Source organism: Streptomyces sp. SID12488, assembly GCF_010548275.1.
In the GTDB taxonomy this organism is placed as follows: domain Bacteria; phylum Actinomycetota; class Actinomycetes; order Streptomycetales; family Streptomycetaceae; genus Streptomyces.
Genome location: NZ_JAAGLT010000003.1, coordinates 406,616 through 428,392 on the forward strand (window position 1 = coordinate 406,616; position 21,777 = coordinate 428,392).

Consider the following 21,777-nt stretch of genomic DNA (forward strand, 5'->3'; position numbering starts at 1 on the left):
TCGCACCGTAGTGATGGGCTTCCGTAGCGCGGAGCCGCTTCCCGGTCTGCCCGACAGTTGGCACTGGTCGCCGGCTCCCGGAATCGACTTCGTGGGGGCGCTGTCCGCCGACGGTAAGCGGCTGCTCCAACTGAGCGGCCGCAATTCCTACGACCGGAACCTCGCCGTAAGCACCCTCCGTTTCGCCCGGGACCACGAGGACGCGCTCTTCGCCCGTAATCCCTTTCTGGGCTCGCGCGACGGCTTCGAACCGCCGGCCGGCCATCGCTTTGACGCGGTCGTGGGTATCGCGCCCGAGGTCCACCGCTTCTACCGCGTGGAGAACCCGGACCTGACCCAGCACGTCCGGCTGACCTTTCCGGCGTACTCCTGCGAGTTCTCCGGCGACGAAACGCTGGACGAGGCCGTCACCAGGTACCGCATGCTGCGCCTGAACCATCTCGGCCGCGAACCTCTCCCCTTCCTGAAGATGCGGTACGCCAACACGCGGACCCGCGGCAAGAGCACAAATCCGGGACGGGGCTTCACAGAGCCGGTGCGGCTCGTGGAGGAGCTTCGGCTGATGGAGGACGGAACCGGCAGCTTCGTCGAGTTCGAGAACCGGCACGGCGATGTATGGCGTGCCGAATGGCACGGCGCCTGGTTCGTCGCCGAGTGGAACACCCGGAACGGCACACCGCGGGAGACTGGGCTCGACGAACTTGTCGAGTTCGCCACCGCGAAACTGTACGTGTGAGAGACCGGCGCCCCTGCCGGTGGAGGGATGAAGCGCTTCCCGAAGGGGATCAGCGTGCGGCTTCTGCGGATTCTGGCTGAGGAGTTCCTCATCGAACTTGATGGGGAGATGCTCGACTATTTCCGTGAGATCGCCGAGGAGATGGTCAGCCGGTTCGGAATCTCCAGAGCGGAAGCCGTGGCCCGGATCAACTCGACGTACGAGGGAGCTCAGACCGATCCGTACCCCGACCTTATGTGTCATGAGATGCCGGAGTACTGGGCTTACGGCCTTTACTTCGAGTCACGGGAGGGTCAGTTGCCGTACGGCGCGCCTGGCGAAGACCTCTCCGAGTGGGAAGTGAGGCCGGCTCCTCCCGCGCACTCACTATTTTGGACGATCAGAACGTGATCCGCAGCAGCTCCCGCTGCTGCGTAACAGCTACGGGCGAAGGTCGAATATGACGACCGTTGGGAGTTTTCTTGTGAATCCAGAAACACTCCATTCGCTCTATAGCCACGTCCCGGATCTCGTTGACGTCAGGATCAGATCGATCAATCTGAACTGGCGCGGGCCCACGGTAACGCTCCGCGTCGACCTGCCCTCCTTTCCCGGTTCGGCACCACAGGAGTGGACCGACGCGGGTATGGACACGGTGCAGTGCCAACTTCAGTTCCTGGCAGTGGAGAACATCTCCCTCATCGACTGGGATCCGCCATCCGTCGGCTGCGTCGAGATGTCGTCATGGGGCAGGCAGAGTCGTATGCGGGTGGTCGCCGACGGTCGAGGGGTAGCGCTCCGATTCGACTGCAGTGAGTCCGTGCGCGTTGGCCACGTGAGCGCATTCCGAATTCACGCCGATGGATCGGACAACGGACCGCATCTCTTCGTGAGTAAGATAGACGCCCGACGGCACAACTTCCTTCCCCCGACCGATGAGAAGACGTTCTATGAGCGCTGACTGGTCGCGGCTCCTTGCATCTTCCGAATACCTGGGGGAGCTGTACGACGGCGCCCCTCCCCCGACTGGCGCGTGCGACCTCTTTTACGTGCACATCGACGAACGGGAGGACTCGGTGACTCTGGGTTTCGATAGCAGGGTCTTCCCGGTGAATCTGCTCCCGGAGTGGAGGGGAAAGAACTTCAATGCCTTCGAGTTCCACCTGTTCTTCACGGGGGTGACCGGTCTACGGGTCACGGGCTGGGGGGCTTCTGAAGCCAAGGTGATCGATCTGACCGTCCGCGATCGAGGACACCTCGATGTGGCCCTCGGCTCCGAGGCTTCCGGTATTGCGTTCCGTGCCGCTGTGGTCCGGCTGGCCAGAGCACGTGCCTATCTCGCTACGGGCAACCTCTGAAATCGAGGGAAAGTACCCATGGTGGCGGCAACGGGCCGCGCAGGTCCGCTGTCGCCGCTCGGCTCGCCCGAAGGCGAGATGTCAGCCCCTGTCGGCCACAGGCGAAGCAGGTGAAGCCGGAGAAGTCGAAGAAACCGAAGAAGTAGACGGAGTCGCAGCAGCCCGGGTGGCTCTCCTGGCCGTCTGCCGTGATCTCAGCTCCCCTCTGAGGATGAACCCCCGAAGGACCGCGATGGCCAGAAACGCGACGCCGAAGCCGAATCTGGCCCATCCTCCGGCCCGGATGGTCCAGTAGAAGGCGGTGCCGCTGAAGAAGAGGCAGATGGCGATGATCAGGGGTTCGCGGATGTAGAAGGGCAGGACGCGGAGTATCAGGCTGATCAGCATCCGCGCAGTGGATCAGGCACGAACCGCTCAGACTGTGACGGAGGCCACAATTCCGGAGATGAGGTTTACGCGCGAAGTTGTCGAAGGTGTGAAGAATCTTGGCAGGTCCATCCTCGAAAGGTGCATCCGCTTCGGTAGGGGCGCCCCGCCAACTACCCTCCCGGGCACCCGACTTGTGGCATATTCGCCTTACTCTCCGTCGATCAAGCTCCACCTTCCGTTAGTTGATCTAGAAGATTCGCTGTTGAGCGGGCCATGCCGTGGATAAGGTGCTGATGCAAGAGGACGTCACAGGGGCGATCTGAGGCGGTGGCCGACCACCCCGCCGCAGTGAACGGGGTGGTGTGCAGCGTGCCGACCGCGATAGCCGTCACCAGTTCCGACCTGGTGCTCCCACCGCATGACCGGCAGACCCCGCCCGCCGCCGTCCCGTCCCTCGACACCCTCGACGGCGCCCTCATGGGCATGCACACCCTCGTCGAGCAGCACGGGTACGTCATCGCTCTCTACCCGGCGTCCACGGACCCGGCCGTCACCCGGCGGCTGCACACCGTGCGTTCCGTCCTGGAGAGCGACCGTATCGCGCTGCTCGCCGTCGATCTGCCGCCCCTCGGAGTCGCCCTGCTCGCCCAGCAGTTGAGGCAGCTCTCCATGTGCGACTTCAGCCCGGGGGTGCTGGCCTCCTCCGCCCGGCTGCTCGCCCACTACATCTACGCAGGCGCCCACCTCGGCTCCGTCGCCAAGCTCGACCGGGTGCCCGTCTCCCTCAAGTCGCACGCCAAGTCCTGGGTACCGGGCGCGCAGTTCGCCGTACTGGCCAATCCACGAGCCCAGCTCGTACGGGTCGGCCAGGAGGAGTTGACCGGCCCCGAGTTCGGCACGCGACTGCTCGTCGCGCAGGGGCAGCCGCCCTCCGACTGGGTCACCTCGACCCTCGCACCCGCCTGGCGCGTGCAGGGCGTCGCGCCGGTTCCACTGCCCGCGGAGTCCGCGCGCTGGTGGGGGACCGGGAAGATCGTCGAGTTCGCGGCTGGGCTGCACGACGTCTCCGTGCTCTACCAACTGGTCTCCTCCGTACGCCGCGAGGAGTGCCACTGGTGCGGCCTCGAACTCATCGGCGACCGCTGCGGATTCTGCGCCGCCCCACTCGTATCGCCTTCGGAGCTTCCCGTGGCCCTCGGGCGGGCAGGAACCCCGGCAGGAGCATCAGGAACACCAGTACGAGCACTGCCCCGAGGTACGACGTAGACGTAAGAGATGTAGAAGACGTGTCCGTCCCCACCCCCGATCGAGGTTGTCCGCGTCATGAACTCACGCCAGCGCCGCGGCGTCATCCTGCTGGTCCTCTCGATCCTGTGCGCCATCGGCGCCTTCGTCGGAGTGCTCTCGGTGATCCGCGACGTGAACTCCAAGGTCGGCCCAGAGGTGACGGCGTACCGCCTCAAGAGCGACATCGCGCCCTACAAGGAGCTCACGGCCGACCAGTTCGAGAAGATCTCCATGCCGAAGCGGTGGTTGTCGGAGACGGCTGTCACGCGCGTCTCCCAGATCCGCGGCAAGGTCGCGGTGACCCGGTTGGAGAAGGGCTCCCTGCTGCAGAGCGACATGATCGTCGACCGGCCCGAACTGGCCGCCGGTGAGCAGGAGATCGCGATCCTGATCGACGCGTCGACCGGTGTGGCCGGAAAGATCAACCCGGGGTCGCTCGTCAACATCTACGCCACCTTCGAGTCCAAGGACAGCGACAAGGGCGTCGACGAGGCAAAACTGCTCGTCACGAACGTGCGCGTCATCGACGTCGGCAAACTCACCGCCCTGGAAACGGGGCAGTCGAGCAGCGAACGCCAGCGTACGGCGACGGAGGCCGTCCCGATCACCTTCGCGCTCAAGACGGCGGACGCCCAACGCGTCGCGTACGCCGAGTCGTTCGCCGAACACGTCCGCCTGTCCCTGGTCGCGGGCGGCGAGCTGACGGCCGTCCCCGATGCCGCCGACCGTACGTACACCCTCAACAAGGACAAGTAGGAGGCGGGCATGAGGTCCGTACGTACGAAGCCGCAGCCCCAGGGATGCTCCCGGCCCCAGCGACGGTCGCAGCCGCAGGCGTGCCTTCCGAGGGCGCGCCGATGACCATCCGCGTCCTCGCCGCCACCGCCGACATCGAGTCCGCCCGCGCCCTGAGCACCCTCCTCAGCCGGCTCCCCGACGCCGAACCCGCCCCGCCCGTCGCCGACTCGACCGCGCTGCTCGACACCCTGGCCCGGCTGGCCGCCGAGTCCCTCGACGAGCTGCCGGAAGTCGTCCTCGTGCACGAGCGGATAGGGCCCGTCCCGGCCCTCGACCTCGTACGCGACCTCGTGATGCGCTTCCCGGCCGTCGGCGTCGTCCTCATCACCGCCGACCCCAGCACCGGCGTCCTCACCGCCGCCATGGACTCCGGCGCCCGCGGCATCGTCCAACTGCCTCTGGGCTACGAGGCCTTGGCGGAGCGCGTGACGGCCGCAGCGGCCTGGTCGTCGGGCATGCGGCGCCATCTCGGCAGCACGGCACCGGAGTTGTTCGCGGGACCGGGCGGTACGGTCGTCACCGTGACCGGCGCCAAGGGCGGCGTCGGCGCCACTGTCACGGCCGTCCAACTCGCCCTCGCCGCACGGGCGTCGGGCCACACCGTCGCCCTCCTCGACCTGGACCTCCAGTCGGGGGACGTGGCCTCCTACCTGGACGTCCAGTTCCGCAGGTCGATCGCCGACCTGGCCGCCATCACGGACATCAACTCGCGCGTTCTCCAGGACGCCGTCTTCGTCCACGACTCCGGCGTCGGCCTGCTCCTCGCCCCCGCCGAGGGCGAACGCGGCGAGGAGGTCACCGACAGGGTCGCACGCCAGGTCGTCGCCGCCCTGCGCTCCCGCCACGACGTCGTCATCGTCGACTGCGGCGCCCGGATGGACTCTGCCACGGCCGCCGCCGTCGAGATGGCCGACCACGCCCTGCTCCTCGTCACCCCGGACGTCGTCGCCGTACGCGCCGCCAAACGCATGGTCCGCCTCTGGGACCGTCTCCAGATCCGCAAGGCCGAGGAGACCCTGACCGTCGTCAACAGGCAGTCCAAGGGTACGGAGATCCAGCCCTCGTTGGTCGAGAAGGTCACCGGCACCAAGGTCGCCCGCGCGACGATTCCCGCCGCGTTCAAGGAACTTCAGGGCGTTGTGGACGCCGGACGGCTCCAGGACCTGGACGCCCGGTCGACGGTCAAGCAGGCCCTCTGGTCGCTGGCGGGGGAGTTGGGGCTGGTCGTCGTCCAGGAAGGGGGCGGCGGCAAGCGACGTAAGTCGTCATCGTCGTCGGACCGGGGCACAACGGGCCTGCGCCGCCGCGGAGAACGCGGCGACCGAGGTGCCGTGACCCTCGAATTCGCTGGCATGTTCCCGCTGTTGCTCGTCGTGATGAGCATCCTGTGGCAGTGCGTGCTGTACGGCTACACGTACTCGTTGGCCGGCAACGCGGCGGACGAGGCGGCTCGCGCGGCCACCGCCGCCTACGCCCTCGACCCCGGCGGATACGCGGGAGCCTGCGAGAGCGCGGGCGGCGAGCACCTCCCCGGCGCCTGGAATGGCGCCGCTATCAACTGTGGTCCCGACGGCGAGATCATGAAGGCCACTGTCCGCGCCCAAGTACCGCTGTTCTTCCCGGGGTTCGACGTCAACTGGACGGTGAACGGCGAGGCGGGGGCGGCGCTGGAGGGGGACGAGAACTGATGAGGACATGGCGCCGGCGCCTCCGGGGCCGACTTGCGAACCGCCTCCGGGACGAGAGGGACCGGGGTTCCTCCATCCTGGAGTTCACCGGTTTCCTCCCGATCCTCATCATCATCGGCCTGGCCTGCATCCAGCTCGGCCTGATCGGCTACGGCATCAACCAGGCCGGTACGGGAGCCCGCGCGGCGGCCCGGGCGACCACCCTCGGTGGCGACGGGCCGGCGGCGGGCATCGCCTCCGTCAGCGGCTGGCTCAACCCCCAGGTGGACGCGCCGCTGGGCGCGGGCGAGACGAGCACCGCGACCGTGACCGTCACCGTCCCCGCGATCATCCCGATCTTCGACTCCTGGCCCGTGACGCGCAAAGTCACGATGCCCAACGACGAAGACGACTGACCCACTGACCAGGTGCGCTGACCGACCGAACAAGTTCACTGACCGACCGATCAACGCAAGCCGACTGGAGAGGAGTTGAGACAGAGACCATGAGCCTGCGCTCCCGCATAGCCTCCGCCGACGACAACGGCAACGGAGCCGCGCGTGAGGACGGCCACCTCGTCGCCGTCTACCGTGCCAAGCTCCTCGAAGAGATCGACCTCGCGGAGATGTCCAGCCTCGCGGCAGCGGAACGCCGCGTCCGGCTGGAACGGGTCCTCGGCCACATCATCAGCCGCGAGGGACCGGTTCTCTCCTCCGCCGAACGCTCCCAGCTCATCCGGCGAGTGGTCGACGAAGCCCTCGGCCTGGGCGTTCTCGAACCGCTCCTCGCCGACGCGTCGATCACCGAGATCATGGTCAACGGCCCCGACTCGATCTTCGTGGAACGAGCGGGCCGCGTCGAACAGCTCCCCATGCGCTTCGCGTCGAGCGAGCAGCTGATGCAGACCATCGAGCGGATCGTCTCCACGGTCAACAGGCGGGTGGACGAGTCGAATCCGATGGTCGACGCCCGTCTGCCCACCGGCGAACGCGTCAACGTCATCATCCCGCCGCTGTCCCTCACCGGCCCGACGCTCACGATCCGCCGCTTCCCCCGCGCCTACACCCTCCCGGAGTTGATCGGCCTCGGCTCGCTGGACGAGCAGATGCTGATGCTCCTCGCCGCGTTCGTCCGGGCCCGCTTCAACGTCATCGTCAGCGGCGGCACGGGCACCGGCAAGACGACGCTCCTCAACGCCCTGTCCGGCCTGGTCCCCTCCCACGAACGCATCATCACCATCGAGGACTCGGCCGAACTCCAGCTCCAGCAGGAGCATGTGATCCGCCTCGAATCCCGCCCGCCGAACGTGGAGGGCAAGGGGCAGATCACCATCCGCGACCTGGTCCGCAACTCCCTGCGCATGCGCCCCGACCGCATCATCGTCGGTGAGGTCCGAGGCGGTGAGACCCTCGACATGCTCCAGGCGATGTCCACGGGCCACGACGGGTCCCTGGCCACCGTCCACGCCAACTCGGCGGAGGACGCGCTGATGCGCCTGCAGACCCTGGGCTCGATGTCCGAAGTCATGATTCCCTTCGAGGCGTTGAAGGACCAGATCAACTCGGCGGTCGACGTGGTCGTCCAACTCGCCCGCCACGTCGACGGCACCCGTCGCATCGCGGAGATCGCCCTGCTGGTGTCCCACGGCCGCGAACAGTTCCGCATCGTGACCGTCTCCCGCTACGTCACCCGCCCGACCGGCCCCGACCGCGTCGCCCAGGGCTACTTCGAACACCTCCCGGTGCCGCGCCCGGTCGCCGAGAAGCTGTACCTGGCGAACGAATCGCTGCCCCCGGCGTTCGGAGTGGCCGAGGTGCTCGACGTACTGGACACAAGGCAGGCGATCGGATGAACACGCGGACGAGGACCGTCCCGAGGACCCGTACAACTGGGCGGAGCGAGCAGCCATGAACAACTCGGTCCCGCTGACGTTGGGCGCCACCATGCTGTGCTGCACGCTCGCCGTCGCGGGCGTGCACACGTACGCCGCCGGCCGCGCCCAGCGCCAGGCACTCGAAGACCGCCTCGCCGGGGGCGGCGCGCTGCACACCGCGGTCGGCCGCGTACGCCGGTTCGCGACCGTCGACCGCCGACTCCGCCGCACCCGCCTCGGCCGCGAGATCCACCTCCGCCTCTCGGCGACCGGACTGGACCTGACAGCGGGCGAGTTCTTCACGTACGTCGCGGCAGTCGGCGTCGCGCTGTGGCTGCTGGCAGCCGCCGTACTGGCCCCTTTCTTCGGCCCGATCGCCGCGCTGGTGACGGTCTGGGGCGCGGCGATCTTCCTCAACTGGCAGCGCCAGAAACGTATCGAGGCGTTCATCAACCAACTCCCCGACGTGGCGCGTCTGCTGGCGAACGCCACGGCGGCCGGCCTCGCCCTGCGTACGTCACTGGCGATGGCGGCGGAGGAACTGGAGGCCCCGGCAGGTGAGGAACTTGCCCGGGTGGCCGACCAGTTGAGCCTCGGACGGTCGATCGACGACGCACTGGGAGAACTGGCGGAACGCCTCCCCTCCCGTGAACTGGTCGTACTCGTCACCACGTTGGTGTTGGCGAACAAGGCGGGCGGCTCGGTGGTCAGCTCGCTCCGCAACCTCACCCAGACCCTGGAGGACCGCAAGGAGACGCGCAGGGAGGTCCGCACGATGCTGTCGGAGGTCAACGCGACGGCCTTCACGGTCCCTTGCCTGGGCCTCGGCTCACTCCTCCTCGTCAACTCCTCGAACGAGGGCGCGTTGGAGAAGGTGACCGGCTCCCCCCTCGGCCAGGGCCTGATCCTCCTCTCCCTGGGCCTGTACACGGTCGGCTTCTTCGTCATCCGCCGCCTGGGCAAGATCGAAGTCTGAGGGGAGTGAGTGATCCGATGCTGCCACTGCTACTTGCCTTGGTGATGGCGATCGCCGTCGCGGGCGCCCTGCTGGGCATCCGCATGATCCGGGCCGACGCCAAACTCCCCTCCGACCTGCTCCTCGCCCTGGAGGTGGGCGGTACCCGGGTCTCGAAGGCAGACTCGGCGGTGGACCGCATGGGCATGCGCTTCGCGCCCCTCGTCCTACGCCTGATGGGCCCTCGCCGGGTCGACGCGAAACGCCTGCGCATCGACATGGCGGGCAACCCCGGCGGCCTGACCATCACCCGCTACGCGGCCCGCCGAGCGGTCTACCTCACCTTCGGCGTCCTCCTCGGCCTGATCTTCCTCACCAACGGCCAACTGGTCCTCGCGGTCATTACGTTCGCGTTCGGAGTGACGGCCGCGGACGCGGCGATCTGGCAGGCGGTACGGGAACGCAAGGACGTCATCGACCGCACACTCCCCGACTTCCTGGACGTCCTCGCGGTCGTGGTCTCGGCGGGCCTGGGCTTTCGCCAGGCCCTGGACCGGGTGGCGGAGAAGTACGAGGGCCCCTGGGCGGACGAACTCCGCATCACACTCCGACAGATGGACCTGGGCGTCAGCCGCCGCCAGGCCTTCGACCAGCTCCGCAAGCGCAACTCCAGTGAGCAGGTGGCCCAGTTCGTCTCGGCGCTCCAGCAGGGCGAGGAACTCGGCTCCCCGATCGCCGAGACCCTGATCCAGATCGCCGCCGACATGCGCCGCACCGACGCCCAGGAATCCCGCCGCCGCGCAGCGAAGACGATCCCCAAGGCAACCCTCGTAACCCTGGTGTTCATGCTCCCGGCAACCATGATCCTCATCGCGACAGGCATGTTCCTCGGCTCGGGTGCGAACTTCGGCTCGATTCTGGGACGTTGAGGGCGGACGGGGTGACGAAGGTGATGAGAGCCGTGAAGGCAAGACGCAGCGAAAGCAGCGGCCGAGGACGGATCAGAGGCCGGATCCGGGTCCGGCTCCGGAACCGGGGCTACGACCCGACCGCCGGCTACCTGGCCGACGACGCCCCGGCCCCCGCCACCATCCGTCTCCAGCTGAACGCCCTGCAGGCTTTGTGCCGCCAGACGTTCGCGGTGCGCATGACGATGATCGCCCTCGGTGCCCCCTTCGCCATGACCAACACGGTGGAAGGCCCCCCGCGTTACACGGTCCTCGTGGCGGCCGTGCTTGGCATCGTGGCCTCGTACGCCATGTACCGGGACTGGGACCGCCTGGCCCCCCGCCTCCTCGCCCACCCCGCCCTGATGGCGGCGGACCTGACGCTCGCGGCGATACTCCTGCTCACCGCGTCACCCGCCTCCCCTCTCGCCTACGCCACGGCGTGCACCCCCCTCCTCGCAGGCCTCCTCTACGGCTGGCGAGGCTCGGGCGTCTTCACGGGCCTGCAACTCGTGGTACTCCTCACGGTCTACCGAGCCTGGGAAGCGCGCCCGGGAACAGGCACCAGCACTCTCCTCATAGCGGGCTTCTGTATCGGCGCCGGCATCATCGGTGTCACCTTGCGCAACCTGATGTTCCGCTTCGGTACGGCGAGCGAGGCACTCGCGGAGGCGAACTCCCGTCTGGCGGTCGCGGAGGCGGTGGAGTCCGAACGGGCGCGCCTGGCAAGGGAGATGCACGATTCGGTCACCAAGACCCTGTACGGCCTGTCGTTGGCGGCAGAGGCCCTCGCGGCATCGGCGAACGGCGGTACTGCGAACCCGGACCCGGACCCGGAATCGGTACGGCGCCACGCGGCGCTGGTGGCCTCGGCGGCCCGCCGAGCGGCAGCGGAGTCCCGCGACCTCCTCACCGACCTGCGCCACCACACGGACCTGACGGCACCGGACGTAGATCTGGTCGCCGAATTGGCGCAGAAGGCGGCGGAGTTCGAGCAGAGCACGAGAATCCGTACGCGTCTGAAGACGCCCATAGGAAGGCTCGACGCCCTCCCGCACCGGACGGCACACCACCTTCTGGCGATCGTGTCGGAAGCCCTGGAGAACACGCGCAGGCACGCGGACGCGACGAGCGTGACGCTGGAGGCGGAACCCTCCGGGGACGGCCTGATGCTCCGCATCACAGACGACGGAGTAGGCCTCCCCGCCCCACTGAACCTCGAAGCGACCACCAGAACAGGCCACTTCGGAATGCTGGGCATGGTGGAACGGGCGAGGTCGCTGGGTGCGGTGATTCACCTGGGCCGACTGGAGGAAGGGGGCGCAGAGATCCGAGTCGACGTGAGGTCACCCGGACTCGACTACGTGCCCCGGCCCCGGAAGGAGGTCGTATCGCATGCCCGGAGATGAATGGCCACAGCCGCTACGGGTGTTGGTGGCGGACGACAACCCCGTCGTACGGGCAGGCCTGACGGCACTGCTGGGCGGCCACCCGGACATCGATGTGGTGGCGGAGGCGTCGAACGGCACCGAGGCGGTGTCGGCGGCGGAGCGCGTACACCCTGACGTGGTGTTGCTCGACGTACGCATGCCCGGCACGGACGGCCTCACGGCCCTTCCCCAACTGGTCTCGCTGGCCCCGGTGATGATGCTGACGTACAGCAGCGAGCCGGAGATTGTACGGCAGGCGCTGCACAGAGGCGCTTCGGGCTACCTGATCCACGGGGGTTTCACGGCGGAGGAACTGGTGGAGGCGGTACGGGCGGTAGGCAGGGGGGCGAGAGCGATGGCACGGGCGGCGAAGGCACCGCACGCCTCCGTACTGAGACCGGACGTCGTGAATTCGCTCAGCGTTTCCTACGAACCGAACGAAAGCTCTTCGCATTTGCAACCGCTTGTGGCACCTTTGTGGCAAACCCGAGAGGCCCGGCTCGGCCGCGTGGCGACACTCGCCACCCGCGACCACGGCCGACCGGACTTCGGTTTGAGTTTGAGGGAGGTGGAGGTCATGGATCTCATTGCAGCGGGGGTGAACAACCAGCAGATCGCCGCCACCTGTTTCATCAGCGAGAAGACAGTCAAGAACCACATCAACCGCATCTTCGCAAAGCTGCAGAGTACGACACGGAGCGAAGCGATCGCCCGGTGGCTGGGTACGGCTCGGGAGGGGTGGCTGTGATGAGGCGTACCGCAGAGGGAAGTTGGGTCCCCGGACCCACGCGGAGTAGACCGTCTTTCACGTACGGTGGCCGGGTCAGTATTGACGTTCGGCGGAAGGGCAGGCGCAGTGGACAGGTTCAACAGGTGGGCGTGGACTGTCGTTTCCCGGATGCAGGGCGGGCAGCGGGACAGGGGAGCCGGGTTCGTGGAGTATGCCGGCCTGATGATCATCGTCGCCGGGATCTTCGTGCTGATCAAGAGTCTCAATCTGGGCACCCTGATCTCGGGGGCGATTCGCACTGCGGTCACCAGCGTCACCGGCGGCTGACCGCCGCACGAGTTCTTGGCGACCGTGGGCAGACCCTGCCGATCTACATCTGGCTGACGGGAATCCTGCTCTTCGCCGCCGTCGCCTTCTTCGTGTTCGCGCAAGCAGCGTCTGTCCGCAATGGAGCCCAGTCCGCGGCGGACGCTGCGGCGTTGGCGGCCGCACAGGACGCCCGGGACGAACTGGTGGACGGCTTGGTCGCCGCCATCGAGGCGGACGACGATGACTGGCTCGACTGGCTGAACGGTGACGAGTCAGTGGGCGATGGCGCCCAGGCCGCAGCGCAGGCACTGGCAGCCGACAACGACTCCATCCTTGAGGGCGAGGCCGTGCAGGTCGTGCAGGACGGATATCCCGGATTCCGGGTCAACATCCAGACCAACTACACCGTCGGCAACTCGATCATTCCAGGCACCGCGAGCATGAATGGCAGGGCCCACGCGACCGCTGTCATCCAGCCGCGCTGCGAGAACATTCCGCCCGTTGATCCCCTGGATCCCTTCGAGTTGGACTGTGACGGCGAAACCGTGACCATCGACCCTGGTCATTTCAATCCAGGCGACTTTCCCGACGCGTCTGAGCTGTTCTCTGTGTATCTGGTCCAGTGAGAGGAAGTTGTACCGATGAAATTTCGGCACACCATGAAGAGGCGTAGGGCAGTGGCCGCGGTGGCGATCGCGACCGGGTTGCTCCTCATGGTGGCGGGCTGCGGGGGAGGAGACGGCGGCAAGACGGACGAGAAGGCGTCTTCATCGGCACCCAGCCAAACCCAGAGTGGCGGAGACGAGAAGACGGAGTCCTCGGCGCCGGCCGCCGAACCCGCACTGGCCGAAGTGAAGAGCGGCGACATCACACTCACCGTCACCTCGGCAGTTCGTGATCAGGGTGGCTTCGCGACGGTGAACGGCACGGTCACCAACAGCGGCGGGAAGTTCTGGGTCGCGGGGGACTGGCTCGGTGACGAAAATGAGCTGATCAAGAACGGCCCCTCTCTCGCCGGAGCGTCGCTGGTCGACAGCAAGGCCAAGAAGAAGTACCTCGTCCTTCGGGACACCGATGGGCGCTGCCTGTGCACGAAGTTCGAGGGAGGAGGCGTCGACACGGGACAGACGGCCGACTGGTTCGCCCAGTTCCCCGCTCCTCCGGAGGGTTCCAACCAGGTGAACTTCCAAGTCGGCACGATGCCCCCGGCGTCGATCGAAATCTCCGAGGGCGAGTGACCATGGCAGTCACCAGCCGCTCCACCTCAACCGTTCTCACGGCCCTGGCGGTACTGGCCACCCTTTCCCTGACGGGCACACCCGCCGCCGCGGACGACGACGACCCCAGCGCCCTCCTGGGCACGGTCACCACCTCGCCACCCCCAAAGGTGGACCCCAACAGCCCCGGCCTGAAACTGGCCGCCGGCGCCACGCTCGCCCCGTCCAAAGTCCTCGACATCATGTCGGTCGTGGAGGACATGGGCGGCGAGGAACGCCGGGTGGACACGAGTGAGAGCGTGACCTTCGCGCTCCAGGCGGAGGTCCTGTTCCCGAAGAACAGCTCGAAGCTGAACCCGGAAGCCCGCTCCCGCATCCAGGCGATCGCCGACGAGATAAAGGCACAGAAGGCCACGAACGTCAGGGTCTTCGGCTTCACCGACAACCTCGGCTCGTACGCCCACGGCCTGACCCTCTCCAAGAACCGCGCGGAGGTCGTCCACGACGAACTGGCCGTCGGCCTGGGCCCGGACGTCACCTTCCAGGTACGCGGCTACAGCGAGGACTACCCGATCGCGGACAACGCCTCGGAACAGGGGCGGCGCAAGAACCGGCGCGTGGAGGTGACGTTCAAGAAGGGGGAGTGAGGGCCCGAGTCCCTCCAGCGCGCACCCCCCGCCGCATCTCCAACGGCGTCGTACTCCTCCAGCACGAGCGTGTGGACAGCGGCGGCCGGCACCAGTAACGGCCAGTACCAGTAACGGGGCCGGTACCAGTAATGGTGTTGTAGTGCATAGCCACGGCTCGACAGGAAAGCCCCATGACCACCCTCGGCGTCGTATTCCGCCCCCAACTCCCGCCCGAGCGACTGCGCGCCCTCGCCCAACTCGCCGATGACACCGGGCTCGAGGAGCTGTGGCTCTGGGAGGACTGTTTCCGTGAAGGGGGCATTTCCGCCGCCGCGGCTGCCCTCGCCTGGACCCAGCGCGTCCGAGTCGGCGTCGGCCTGCTGCCCGTACCCCTCCGGAACGTGGCCCTCACTGCGATGGAAGCCGCCACCCTGCACCGTCTCTTTCCCGGGCGGGCGGTGTTCGGCCTCGGGCACGGTGTGCAGGACTGGATGGGGCAGGTCGGGGCGCGGGTCGCGTCGCCGCTCACCCTGCTGCGGGAGCATCTGCTCGCGTTGCGCGCACTGCTCGACGGTGAACGGGTCACTGTCGACGGGCGGTACGTGAAGCTGGACGACGTCGGCCTCGACTGGCCGCCCGAGCCAGGGCTGCCCCTTCTCGCCGGGGCGACCGGGCCCCGTTCGCTGCGGCTGGCCGGTGAGGTCGCCGACGGGACCGTTCTCCATGCGGGTACCGCGCCCGACGGGGTGCGCCGGGCCCGCCGGCTGATCGAGGAGGGACGAGTGGCCGCCGGGCGGACGGACGCGGCGGGGCACATCCACCGTGTCGTCGTCTATCTCCTCGCCGCCACCGGGCCCCACGCCGGCGACCGGCTCCGTGCCGAACTGACCGCCGAAGGAGTCGCCTCCGTCCCCGATCTCGGCGTCGCCGGGGATGCCGGTGCCGTCGCCAGGGCCGTGGGGCGGCTCGTCGAGGCCGGCGCCGACACCGTCATCCTTCAGCCGACCGGGGACGAGCCCGACCCCGAGGGCTTCGTACGGTTCGTCGCGGAGGACGTCCAGCCGCTCGTCCCCTGACCCACCCACCCTGATTCCCCTGGCCCCGGTCGCCGCACCCGGCAATGTCAGTGCCCCCTGCCAGACTCCCCACCATGACCGACAACGTGACTGACGGCGGAACCGGCGACGACGTACAGCTCCGCGACGTCGTGGAAGCCGACCTGGAGTTTCTGCTTGCCTGCGAGCACGATCCCGAAGCCGCCCGGCGGTCGCGGTTCACGCCCCGGCCGCGGGACGCTTTCATGGCGCACTGGAAGTCGAAGATCCTCGGCGACAGCACCGTGTTCGTGCAGATGGTCACCGTGGGCAGCGAGCCCGCCGGCAGCATCGTCGCCTGGTGGGAGGGCGAGCAGGGCGTCGGCGGACGTCGGCGTCGCTTCATCGGGTACTGGCTCGGACGGCCTTACTGGGGGAGAGGGGTCGGAAGCGTCGCCCTCGGGCATTTCCTGCTGCGCGAGACCAACCGGCCCCTCTACGCCGATCCCTTCGCCGGGAACACCGCCTCCGTCCGCCTCCTCGAAAAGCACGGCTTCCGTCGCACCGGCACGGTCCGCTACGACGACAACGAGCACATCCTGCTCGTCCTCGACGCCGAGGGGTCATGAGGATCCATGGGGCCCCATGAAGCCCCACCAGGCGATCAACCCCTGAGCTGCGACGGTTCGTACGCCCCCGTCGCCCCGTCGATCAGCTCCCGCACGATGTCCATGTGCCCCGCGTGCCGTGCCGTCTCCGCCGTCATACGGACCAGGACCCAGCGCAGCGAGCACTCGTCGTCCCGCCAGGCCGGCTTGCCCAGGGTGTCCAGCGGGAGTTCCGTCAGCACGCGGTCGGCGGCGGCGCGGGCACGGGCGTAGAAGTCGGTGATCTGTGCCGTGGTCTCGTCGGGACCCGCGGTCATGTCCTCCCCCAGATAGGGGTCGAACCAGAAAGGCTCCGTCTCGCGGCCGAAGGTCTCGACGAACCAGCCGTACTCCACCGACGCCAGATGCTTCAGCAGCCCCAGCAGACTCGTCCCCGACGGTGTCATCGGTCTGCGGACCTGTTCCTCGCTGAGGCCCGCCAGCTTCCACAGGACCGAGTCCCGCTCCTGGTCGAGCTTCGCGCGCAGTGTCGTCGTCTCGTCATCGGCGTACAGCATGTCCCCGGCCACCTCTTCTTCCGTTCTTCTTCCGTTCTGCTTCCGTCGTGCGGCGGAAATTATCAGCGGTCACTGACAACTGCCTGCGAACATCGCCCCATGTCCGCGCCCGAGCCCACCACCCCCGTACACATCCCGGTACACATCCCGGTACACACCCCCGTACGCCCCTCCAGCCCCACCTTCGAACAACTCCTCGCCGAAGGTGCCGCCGTCCCCACCGACGGATGGGACTTCTCCTGGTTCGAAGGCCGGGCCACCGAGGCGCGGCCCTCCTGGGGATATGCGCGGGCCATGGGGGAGCGGCTGGCCTCTGTGTCCGCCGCTCTCGACGTGCACACCGGGGGCGGCGAGGTACTCAACACCGCTCCGAAGCTGCCCCCGCTCACCGTCGCCACCGAGGGCTGGCCGCCGAACGTCGTCAAGGCCACCGCCCTGCTCCACCCGCGCGGCGCGGCGGTCGTCGCCGTGCCGGACGACGCGCCGCTGCCCTTCGCCGCCGACGCCTTCGACCTGGTCGTCAGTCGGCACCCCGTCTCCCCGCACTGGACCGAGATCGCCCGTGTCCTGCGCCCCGGCGGTACGTACTTCGCCCAGCACGTCGGGCCCGCCGGCGCGTACGAACTCGTCGAGCACTTCCTCGGACCGCAGTCGGCCGAGCAGCTCAGCGCCCGCCATCCCGACCGTGAGCGGGCCGGTGCGGAAGCCGCCGGGCTGGAGATCGTCGAGCTGCGCGCCGAGCGGCTGCGGATGGAGTTCTACGACATCGCGGCCGTCGTGCACTTCCTGCGCAAGGTGATCTGGATGGTGCCCGGGTTCACTGTCGACGCCTACCGGCCCCGGCTCCGGTCCCTGCACGAGCGGATCGAGGCCGAGGGCTTGTTCGTGGCTCACAGCAGCCGCCATCTCTTCGACGCCCGCAAGCCCTCCGGCTGATCAGGCGCATCCGGTTGATCCATCGGAACCGGGTGAACTTCCCGCTCGGCCGGATCGATCGGCGACATGGCGCCGCATAAGCGGGATGAAAACATGACATCTGCTCTCTTATCAGTCGCAAACATCCGGATATCGCACCCACCCGTCCGAATATTGGCGAGATCTCGGCGCAGATGGTGCGATCGGGCGTGGCCGCACTCGCCGCCTGTGAGACATGTGCGCATATGCCCGAAAAGGTTTCACGAGGTTTCCACATCGTTATCGCAGCGGCTCGCAAGCGCGGCTCAGTGTCGCGTAACTTTGGGCAAAGGTAATTCGCGTGAGCAAAGTCGCGCGGACGGCACCGCGCAGAGGAGGGGCCTGCGCGGTGCCCTGCCTCCCTGCCCGGCGCTCGCGCCGGACCGTGCCGCGCCTGCTCAGCAGTCCTCCGGTCCCGTCCCGTCGGCCTGGATCGTGAGCCGTACGCCCCGGTGTACGCCCCACCTCTCCAGCGCCCCGGCCTCCGCCTCCAGGATCGACCGCACCCAGGGGCGGGGAAGCCCAACTCGGCCCGGACGCATGGTCCTTACCGCTCGGACCCGTGCCTTTCCGTCGAGATAGGCGACGTCGATCGCGAACCGCATCCCGAACGTGTGCACCGAACTCGCGGGCGTCAGCAGCAGCGCACCCTCGATTCCGTCCCGGCCCAGCAGCCCGCGTCGCCGTGCTCGTCCCGACTCGGCGAGCTCCAGCGGAATCGGCTCCGGTGTCTGAGGGGTGGTGAACGTGGCCATGGCTGTGAAGTTAGCCAGGGCGTCAAGCGGGCGTTCGCGACGGGGTCACCCCTGGGTGAGACGCCGGGTCCGGGGCCCTCACCCGAGCTCGTCCGAACTCGTCCTGCACCCGGATGGTCCAGGCGTGGTCGGGGGCCATGCGGCAGGGGGGTGAAACCCGTCCAGCCCCTCTGGATCTCCCTGGATGCCGCGATATTTCCTGGGAATCCGCTGTTTTCCAGCCATGATCCACCCATGGAAAAGGGCTTCCGGGACCATCCAGCGTTGCCGGGCGACTTCGGAGAGTAGTTGTTCCGCGCCAATGTACGCAGCATCACTCACGAAGGGTTATGGTGGAAGCCCCCCCTCGGGCCGGTCCGTATCCCCCCCACGGACCGGCCCGTTTTTTGTGCCCGGCCGGAGCAGCTGGATACCGCCGCTCTCCGACCCGCTTCTCCCGAGCCTCTTCTCCCGGCCTTTCCCCTCCCGTCTTCTCCACTTCTCCGCGCCTCCGCGCCTCCCTCCTCTCCTCGCTCCTCCCGGGAGCCAGGGTCCCCTTTGCCCACCCGTGTCCCTCCTGGGCGCGAGGCCCCCGTTCCCCCGGGCGCAAGGACCACCTTCCCGCAGCGGTACGCTTCCCCTCCGGGGATCGCCACCCCCGAGGACCGCCACACGGGCAGGGATCGCGCCAGGGATTGCGCCCGGCCGCGCCTGCCCGATCCGTACGGAGGGGCTGACAAACACGTGAACCTGCGCGACAACCTGCGCCGACTGCTGGTCAGGGTCTACACACGCAGGGTGGAGGGCCACCTCGACCACGACCAGGTGCCCAAGCACATCGGCGTCATCGTGGACGGCAACCGGCGCTGGGCGAAGGCGGCGGGCTCCACCACCGCCCAGGGGCACCGGGCCGGCGCGGACAAGATCGAGGAGTTCCTCGGCTGGTGCTCCGAGACCGATGTCGAGGTCGTCACCCTCTGGCTGCTCTCCACGGACAACGTCAACCGTCCGCCGGAGGAACTCGCGCCGCTCCTCGAGATCATCGAGAACGTCGTGACCTCCCTCGCCGCCGACGGCCGCTGGCGCGTCCACCACGTCGGCAACCTCGACCTGCTCCCCGGGCAGCTGCAGACCCAGCTCAAGGAGGCCGAGGAAGCCACCGCGCACGTGACGGGCGGGATACTGGTCAACGTCGCCATCGGCTACGGCGGCCGGCAGGAGATCGCCGACGCCGTGCGCTCGATGATGCTCGACGCCCACGACAAGGGCACCTCGCTGGAGGAACTCGCCGAGAACGTCGACATCGACCTGATCGGCAAGCACCTCTACACCAGCGACCAGCCCGACCCCGACCTCGTCATCCGAACCAGCGGCGAGCAGCGGCTGTCCGGGTTCATGCTCTGGCAGACGGCCCACTCGGAGTACTACTTCTGCGAGGTCTTCTGGCCGGCCTTCCGCAAGGTCGACTTCCTGCGCGCCATGCGCGACTACGCGGCCCGCCACCGGCGTTTCGGCGGCTGATCCCGGCTGATCCCGGCTGAAACCGGTCTGGCCCGGAAACCAGCCTCCAGGATGAAATTCACACCCTCTGGGACAGAAGTAACAAGGAGTTCACCAGCGCGCCGCCCTGCGGTGTGGCATGGCCGCGCATGTTCGAGGGCATAAGCCAAGCAGGTCGACACCCGAACCACGGGTGTCGTATCTCAGCAGACGGCACGGGGCCGTCCGCCCGGGAGGCCCTTTGCACCAGCCCGACCGTGTGGTCACAGCACGGGCGAACAGGCGGAGGGCCGGTTCTCGGCCCGCGCACTGGGGCCGTCGACCGGTCCAGATCTCCTTCGTCGCTCCCCGACCTCATCCGAGGGGGTACGTCCTTCCGTGGTGACCAGCACAAAGCGCCGTATGCCAGACCGGCGCACCTATGTCATCGACACCAGCGTCCTGCTGGCCGACCCAGGCGCCCTGAACCGCTTCGAGGAGCACGAAGTCGTGCTGCCGATCGTCGTGGTCACGGAGTTGGAGGCCAAACGGCACCATCCCGAACTCGGCTACTTCGCCCGGCAGGCCCTGCGCATGCTGGACGAGTTCCGCGTCCGGTTCGGCCGACTCGACGCCCCGATTCCGATCGGGGAGTTGGGTGGGACCCTCCGTGTCGAGCTCAACCACTCGGACCCCAGCGTGCTGCCAAGCGGCTATCGCCTGGGGGACAACGACTCCCGCATCCTCGCGGTCGCCCGCAATCTGCAGGCCGAGGGGTACGACGTCACAGTCGTGTCGAAGGACCTGCCGCTCAGGATCAAGGCCTCGTCCGTCGGGCTCCTCGCCGAGGAGTACCGCGCGGAGCTGGCCATCACGGGCTCCTCCGGCTGGACCGGAATGTCCGAACTGACCCTGCCCGGCGAACAGGTCGACCTCCTCTTCGAGGAAGGGCACGCCTACGTCCCCGAGGCCGCCGAACTGCCGGTGCACACCGGTCTGACGATCCAGTCGGAGCGCGGCAAGGCCCTGGGTCGCGTCACGGCCGAGGGCAACGTCCGCCTCGTACGCGGGGATCGCGAGGTGTTCGGTATCAAGGGGAGGAGCGCCGAGCAGCGGATCGCGCTCGACATCCTTCTCGATCCGGACATCGGGATCGTGTCGATGGGCGGCCGGGCAGGTACCGGCAAGTCGGCGCTGGCGCTGTGCGCCGGTCTGGAGGCCGTGCTGGAGCGGCGGCAGCACCAGAAGGTGATGGTCTTCCGGCCGTTGTACGCGGTGGGCGGTCAGGAGCTCGGCTATCTGCCCGGTTCCGAGTCCGAGAAGATGGGCCCCTGGGCCCAGGCGGTCTTCGACACGCTGTCCGCGGTCACCAGCCGCGAGGTCATCGAGGAGATCACCGCGCGCGGCATGCTCGAAGTGCTGCCCCTCACCCACATCCGCGGCCGGTCGCTCCACGACGCGTTCGTGATCGTGGACGAGGCGCAGTCGCTGGAGCGGAACGTCCTGCTCACCGTGCTGTCCCGAATCGGCGCCAACTCCCGGGTGGTTCTCACCCATGACGTGGCACAACGGGACAATCTACGGGTCGGCCGCTACGACGGTGTCGTGGCCGTCGTCGAGAAGCTGAAGGGGCACCCGCTCTTCGCGCATGTCACCCTCAACCGGTCCGAGCGGTCCCAGATCGCGGCCCTGGTGACCGAAATGCTGGAGGACGGGCACATCTGACCCTGTTGGGAGGATAGGGACCCGCTCGGGCAATTGGGCAATTGCGTCCGGTTACCCTGGAGTTCACGGAATGAGCGCCGTCCGGCAAAGGCGAAGAGCCTAGCCGGGCGGCGCTTCCATGTCTGCGGCTTTCCTCAAATCACCTGGGACAAACGAGGTGTGAGCTTTCACACGCAACTCAGAATTGCCACCCGGCGTCCTGGTGCGGCAGAGTCTCACTCCTGTCAGGCCCCGCATACGACACATCTGTACCGCCAGTAGTACGGCAGCACCGAAGCACCGCCTTCAACTCCATACCGTCGTCGTATGCCGCCCGCGCACCACGTGGCGCTCCCCGTAAAGGAGTTGCCCATCGGGCCCGTGTCTCCCGTGACCGCGCAGTTGGGAGGCCAGTGTCTTGGG

At 67.8% G+C, this 21,777-nt stretch carries 25 protein-coding genes; 22 read left to right on the forward strand and 3 right to left on the reverse strand.

From position 1 onward, the window contains the following. The first annotated feature begins 13 nt into the window (after nucleotides 1-13). The 4 genes from G3I56_RS07930 to G3I56_RS07945 are packed head-to-tail and all read left to right on the forward strand — an operon-like array spanning nucleotide 14 to nucleotide 2,073. Nucleotides 14-736: a hypothetical protein gene (locus tag G3I56_RS07930; RefSeq protein WP_164408144.1), complete on the forward strand. Its 723-nt coding sequence runs from the start codon at nucleotides 14-16 to the stop codon at nucleotides 734-736. 27 nt (nucleotides 737-763) lie between these two features. Next, nucleotides 764-1,126: a hypothetical protein gene (locus tag G3I56_RS07935; protein WP_239134757.1), complete on the forward strand. Its 363-nt coding sequence runs from the start codon at nucleotides 764-766 to the stop codon at nucleotides 1,124-1,126. 49 nt (nucleotides 1,127-1,175) lie between these two features. Next, the gene (locus G3I56_RS07940; RefSeq protein ID WP_164408145.1) at nucleotides 1,176-1,676 is read left to right on the forward strand and encodes an Imm50 family immunity protein; all 501 of its coding nucleotides are present in this window, start codon (nucleotides 1,176-1,178) and stop codon (nucleotides 1,674-1,676) included. Further along, complete coding sequence (locus G3I56_RS07945) at nucleotides 1,666-2,073, forward strand: Imm50 family immunity protein (RefSeq protein WP_164408146.1); 408 nt, start codon at nucleotides 1,666-1,668, stop codon at nucleotides 2,071-2,073. Before G3I56_RS07940 ends, G3I56_RS07945 begins: the two co-directional genes overlap by 11 nt. Before the next feature lie 81 nt (nucleotides 2,074-2,154). On the opposite strand, the gene G3I56_RS07950 is transcribed toward G3I56_RS07945, so the two are convergent. Beyond that, complete coding sequence (locus tag G3I56_RS07950; protein ID WP_164408147.1) at nucleotides 2,155-2,460, reverse strand: hypothetical protein; 306 nt, start codon at nucleotides 2,458-2,460, stop codon at nucleotides 2,155-2,157. A gap of 351 nt (nucleotides 2,461-2,811) precedes the next feature. Here G3I56_RS07950 and G3I56_RS07955 point away from each other — a divergent pair, with 351 nt between their 5' ends. The 15 genes from G3I56_RS07955 to G3I56_RS08020 all read left to right on the forward strand — a co-directional run bounded on the left by G3I56_RS07955 (nucleotide 2,812) and on the right by G3I56_RS08020 (nucleotide 15,947). Continuing rightward, nucleotides 2,812-3,708, forward strand: a complete 897-nt coding sequence (locus tag G3I56_RS07955) for a hypothetical protein (protein WP_343239896.1) — start codon at nucleotides 2,812-2,814, stop codon at nucleotides 3,706-3,708. A 57-nt stretch (nucleotides 3,709-3,765) separates the two neighbouring features. Continuing rightward, nucleotides 3,766-4,485 carry a Flp pilus assembly protein CpaB gene (gene cpaB, locus G3I56_RS07960; RefSeq protein WP_164408149.1) on the forward strand — a complete coding sequence of 240 codons (720 nt, stop codon included), beginning with the start codon at nucleotides 3,766-3,768 and terminating at the stop codon, nucleotides 4,483-4,485. A 101-nt stretch (nucleotides 4,486-4,586) separates the two neighbouring features. Further along, complete coding sequence (locus G3I56_RS07965; RefSeq protein ID WP_164408150.1) at nucleotides 4,587-6,215, forward strand: AAA family ATPase; 1,629 nt, start codon at nucleotides 4,587-4,589, stop codon at nucleotides 6,213-6,215. Then, nucleotides 6,215-6,610, forward strand: a complete 396-nt coding sequence (locus G3I56_RS07970) for a TadE/TadG family type IV pilus assembly protein (RefSeq protein ID WP_164408151.1) — start codon at nucleotides 6,215-6,217, stop codon at nucleotides 6,608-6,610. Before G3I56_RS07965 ends, G3I56_RS07970 begins: the two co-directional genes overlap by 1 nt. 89 nt (nucleotides 6,611-6,699) lie before the next feature. Further along, nucleotides 6,700-8,046: a CpaF family protein gene (locus G3I56_RS07975; protein ID WP_164408152.1), complete on the forward strand. Its 1,347-nt coding sequence runs from the start codon at nucleotides 6,700-6,702 to the stop codon at nucleotides 8,044-8,046. Between the two features lie 55 nt (nucleotides 8,047-8,101). Further along, nucleotides 8,102-9,043 carry a type II secretion system F family protein gene (locus tag G3I56_RS07980; RefSeq protein ID WP_164408153.1) on the forward strand — a complete coding sequence of 314 codons (942 nt, stop codon included), beginning with the start codon at nucleotides 8,102-8,104 and terminating at the stop codon, nucleotides 9,041-9,043. Between the two features lie 17 nt (nucleotides 9,044-9,060). Further along, nucleotides 9,061-9,951 carry a DUF5936 domain-containing protein gene (locus G3I56_RS07985; protein WP_164408154.1) on the forward strand — a complete coding sequence of 297 codons (891 nt, stop codon included), beginning with the start codon at nucleotides 9,061-9,063 and terminating at the stop codon, nucleotides 9,949-9,951. Between the two features lie 32 nt (nucleotides 9,952-9,983). Then, nucleotides 9,984-11,378, forward strand: a complete 1,395-nt coding sequence (locus tag G3I56_RS07990) for a histidine kinase (protein ID WP_343239897.1) — start codon at nucleotides 9,984-9,986, stop codon at nucleotides 11,376-11,378. Further along, nucleotides 11,365-12,147 carry a response regulator transcription factor gene (locus G3I56_RS07995; RefSeq protein ID WP_164408156.1) on the forward strand — a complete coding sequence of 261 codons (783 nt, stop codon included), beginning with the start codon at nucleotides 11,365-11,367 and terminating at the stop codon, nucleotides 12,145-12,147. Before G3I56_RS07990 ends, G3I56_RS07995 begins: the two co-directional genes overlap by 14 nt. Nucleotides 12,148-12,333: 186 nt before the next feature. Beyond that, on the forward strand, nucleotides 12,334-12,456 hold the full coding sequence (locus G3I56_RS44655; protein ID WP_275406657.1) for a hypothetical protein: 123 nt from the start codon (nucleotides 12,334-12,336) through the stop codon (nucleotides 12,454-12,456). 35 nt (nucleotides 12,457-12,491) lie between these two features. After that, a complete protein-coding gene (locus G3I56_RS08000; protein WP_164408225.1) occupies nucleotides 12,492-13,064 on the forward strand; it encodes a pilus assembly protein TadG-related protein in 573 nt (190 codons plus the stop codon). Between the two features lie 15 nt (nucleotides 13,065-13,079). Continuing rightward, on the forward strand, nucleotides 13,080-13,676 hold the full coding sequence (locus G3I56_RS08005) for a hypothetical protein (protein WP_164408157.1): 597 nt from the start codon (nucleotides 13,080-13,082) through the stop codon (nucleotides 13,674-13,676). A 2-nt stretch (nucleotides 13,677-13,678) separates the two neighbouring features. After that, complete coding sequence (locus G3I56_RS08010) at nucleotides 13,679-14,302, forward strand: OmpA family protein (protein ID WP_164408158.1); 624 nt, start codon at nucleotides 13,679-13,681, stop codon at nucleotides 14,300-14,302. Between the two features lie 173 nt (nucleotides 14,303-14,475). Further along, nucleotides 14,476-15,360 (forward strand): LLM class flavin-dependent oxidoreductase, encoded by an 885-nt coding sequence (locus G3I56_RS08015; RefSeq protein WP_164408159.1) that lies wholly within the window; start codon nucleotides 14,476-14,478, stop codon nucleotides 15,358-15,360. A 74-nt stretch (nucleotides 15,361-15,434) separates the two neighbouring features. Further along, on the forward strand, nucleotides 15,435-15,947 hold the full coding sequence (locus tag G3I56_RS08020) for a GNAT family protein (protein ID WP_164408160.1): 513 nt from the start codon (nucleotides 15,435-15,437) through the stop codon (nucleotides 15,945-15,947). A 35-nt stretch (nucleotides 15,948-15,982) separates the two neighbouring features. On the opposite strand, the gene G3I56_RS08025 is transcribed toward G3I56_RS08020, so the two are convergent. Beyond that, a complete protein-coding gene (locus G3I56_RS08025; RefSeq protein ID WP_164408161.1) occupies nucleotides 15,983-16,483 on the reverse strand; it encodes a DinB family protein in 501 nt (166 codons plus the stop codon). A gap of 99 nt (nucleotides 16,484-16,582) precedes the next feature. Here G3I56_RS08025 and G3I56_RS08030 point away from each other — a divergent pair, with 99 nt between their 5' ends. Then, entirely contained in the window at nucleotides 16,583-17,419 is an 837-nt protein-coding gene (locus G3I56_RS08030; protein ID WP_203689378.1) for a class I SAM-dependent methyltransferase, read from the forward strand. Nucleotides 17,420-17,835: 416 nt separating this feature from the next. On the opposite strand, the gene G3I56_RS08035 is transcribed toward G3I56_RS08030, so the two are convergent. Beyond that, nucleotides 17,836-18,192, reverse strand: a complete 357-nt coding sequence (locus G3I56_RS08035) for a DUF192 domain-containing protein (RefSeq protein WP_164408162.1) — start codon at nucleotides 18,190-18,192, stop codon at nucleotides 17,836-17,838. A 723-nt stretch (nucleotides 18,193-18,915) separates the two neighbouring features. Between G3I56_RS08035 and G3I56_RS08040 the strand changes: the two genes are divergently transcribed. Further along, nucleotides 18,916-19,692: an isoprenyl transferase gene (locus G3I56_RS08040; RefSeq protein ID WP_164408163.1), complete on the forward strand. Its 777-nt coding sequence runs from the start codon at nucleotides 18,916-18,918 to the stop codon at nucleotides 19,690-19,692. A gap of 357 nt (nucleotides 19,693-20,049) precedes the next feature. Beyond that, complete coding sequence (locus tag G3I56_RS08045) at nucleotides 20,050-21,375, forward strand: PhoH family protein (RefSeq protein ID WP_164408164.1); 1,326 nt, start codon at nucleotides 20,050-20,052, stop codon at nucleotides 21,373-21,375. The last annotated feature ends 402 nt before the right edge of the window (nucleotides 21,376-21,777 follow it).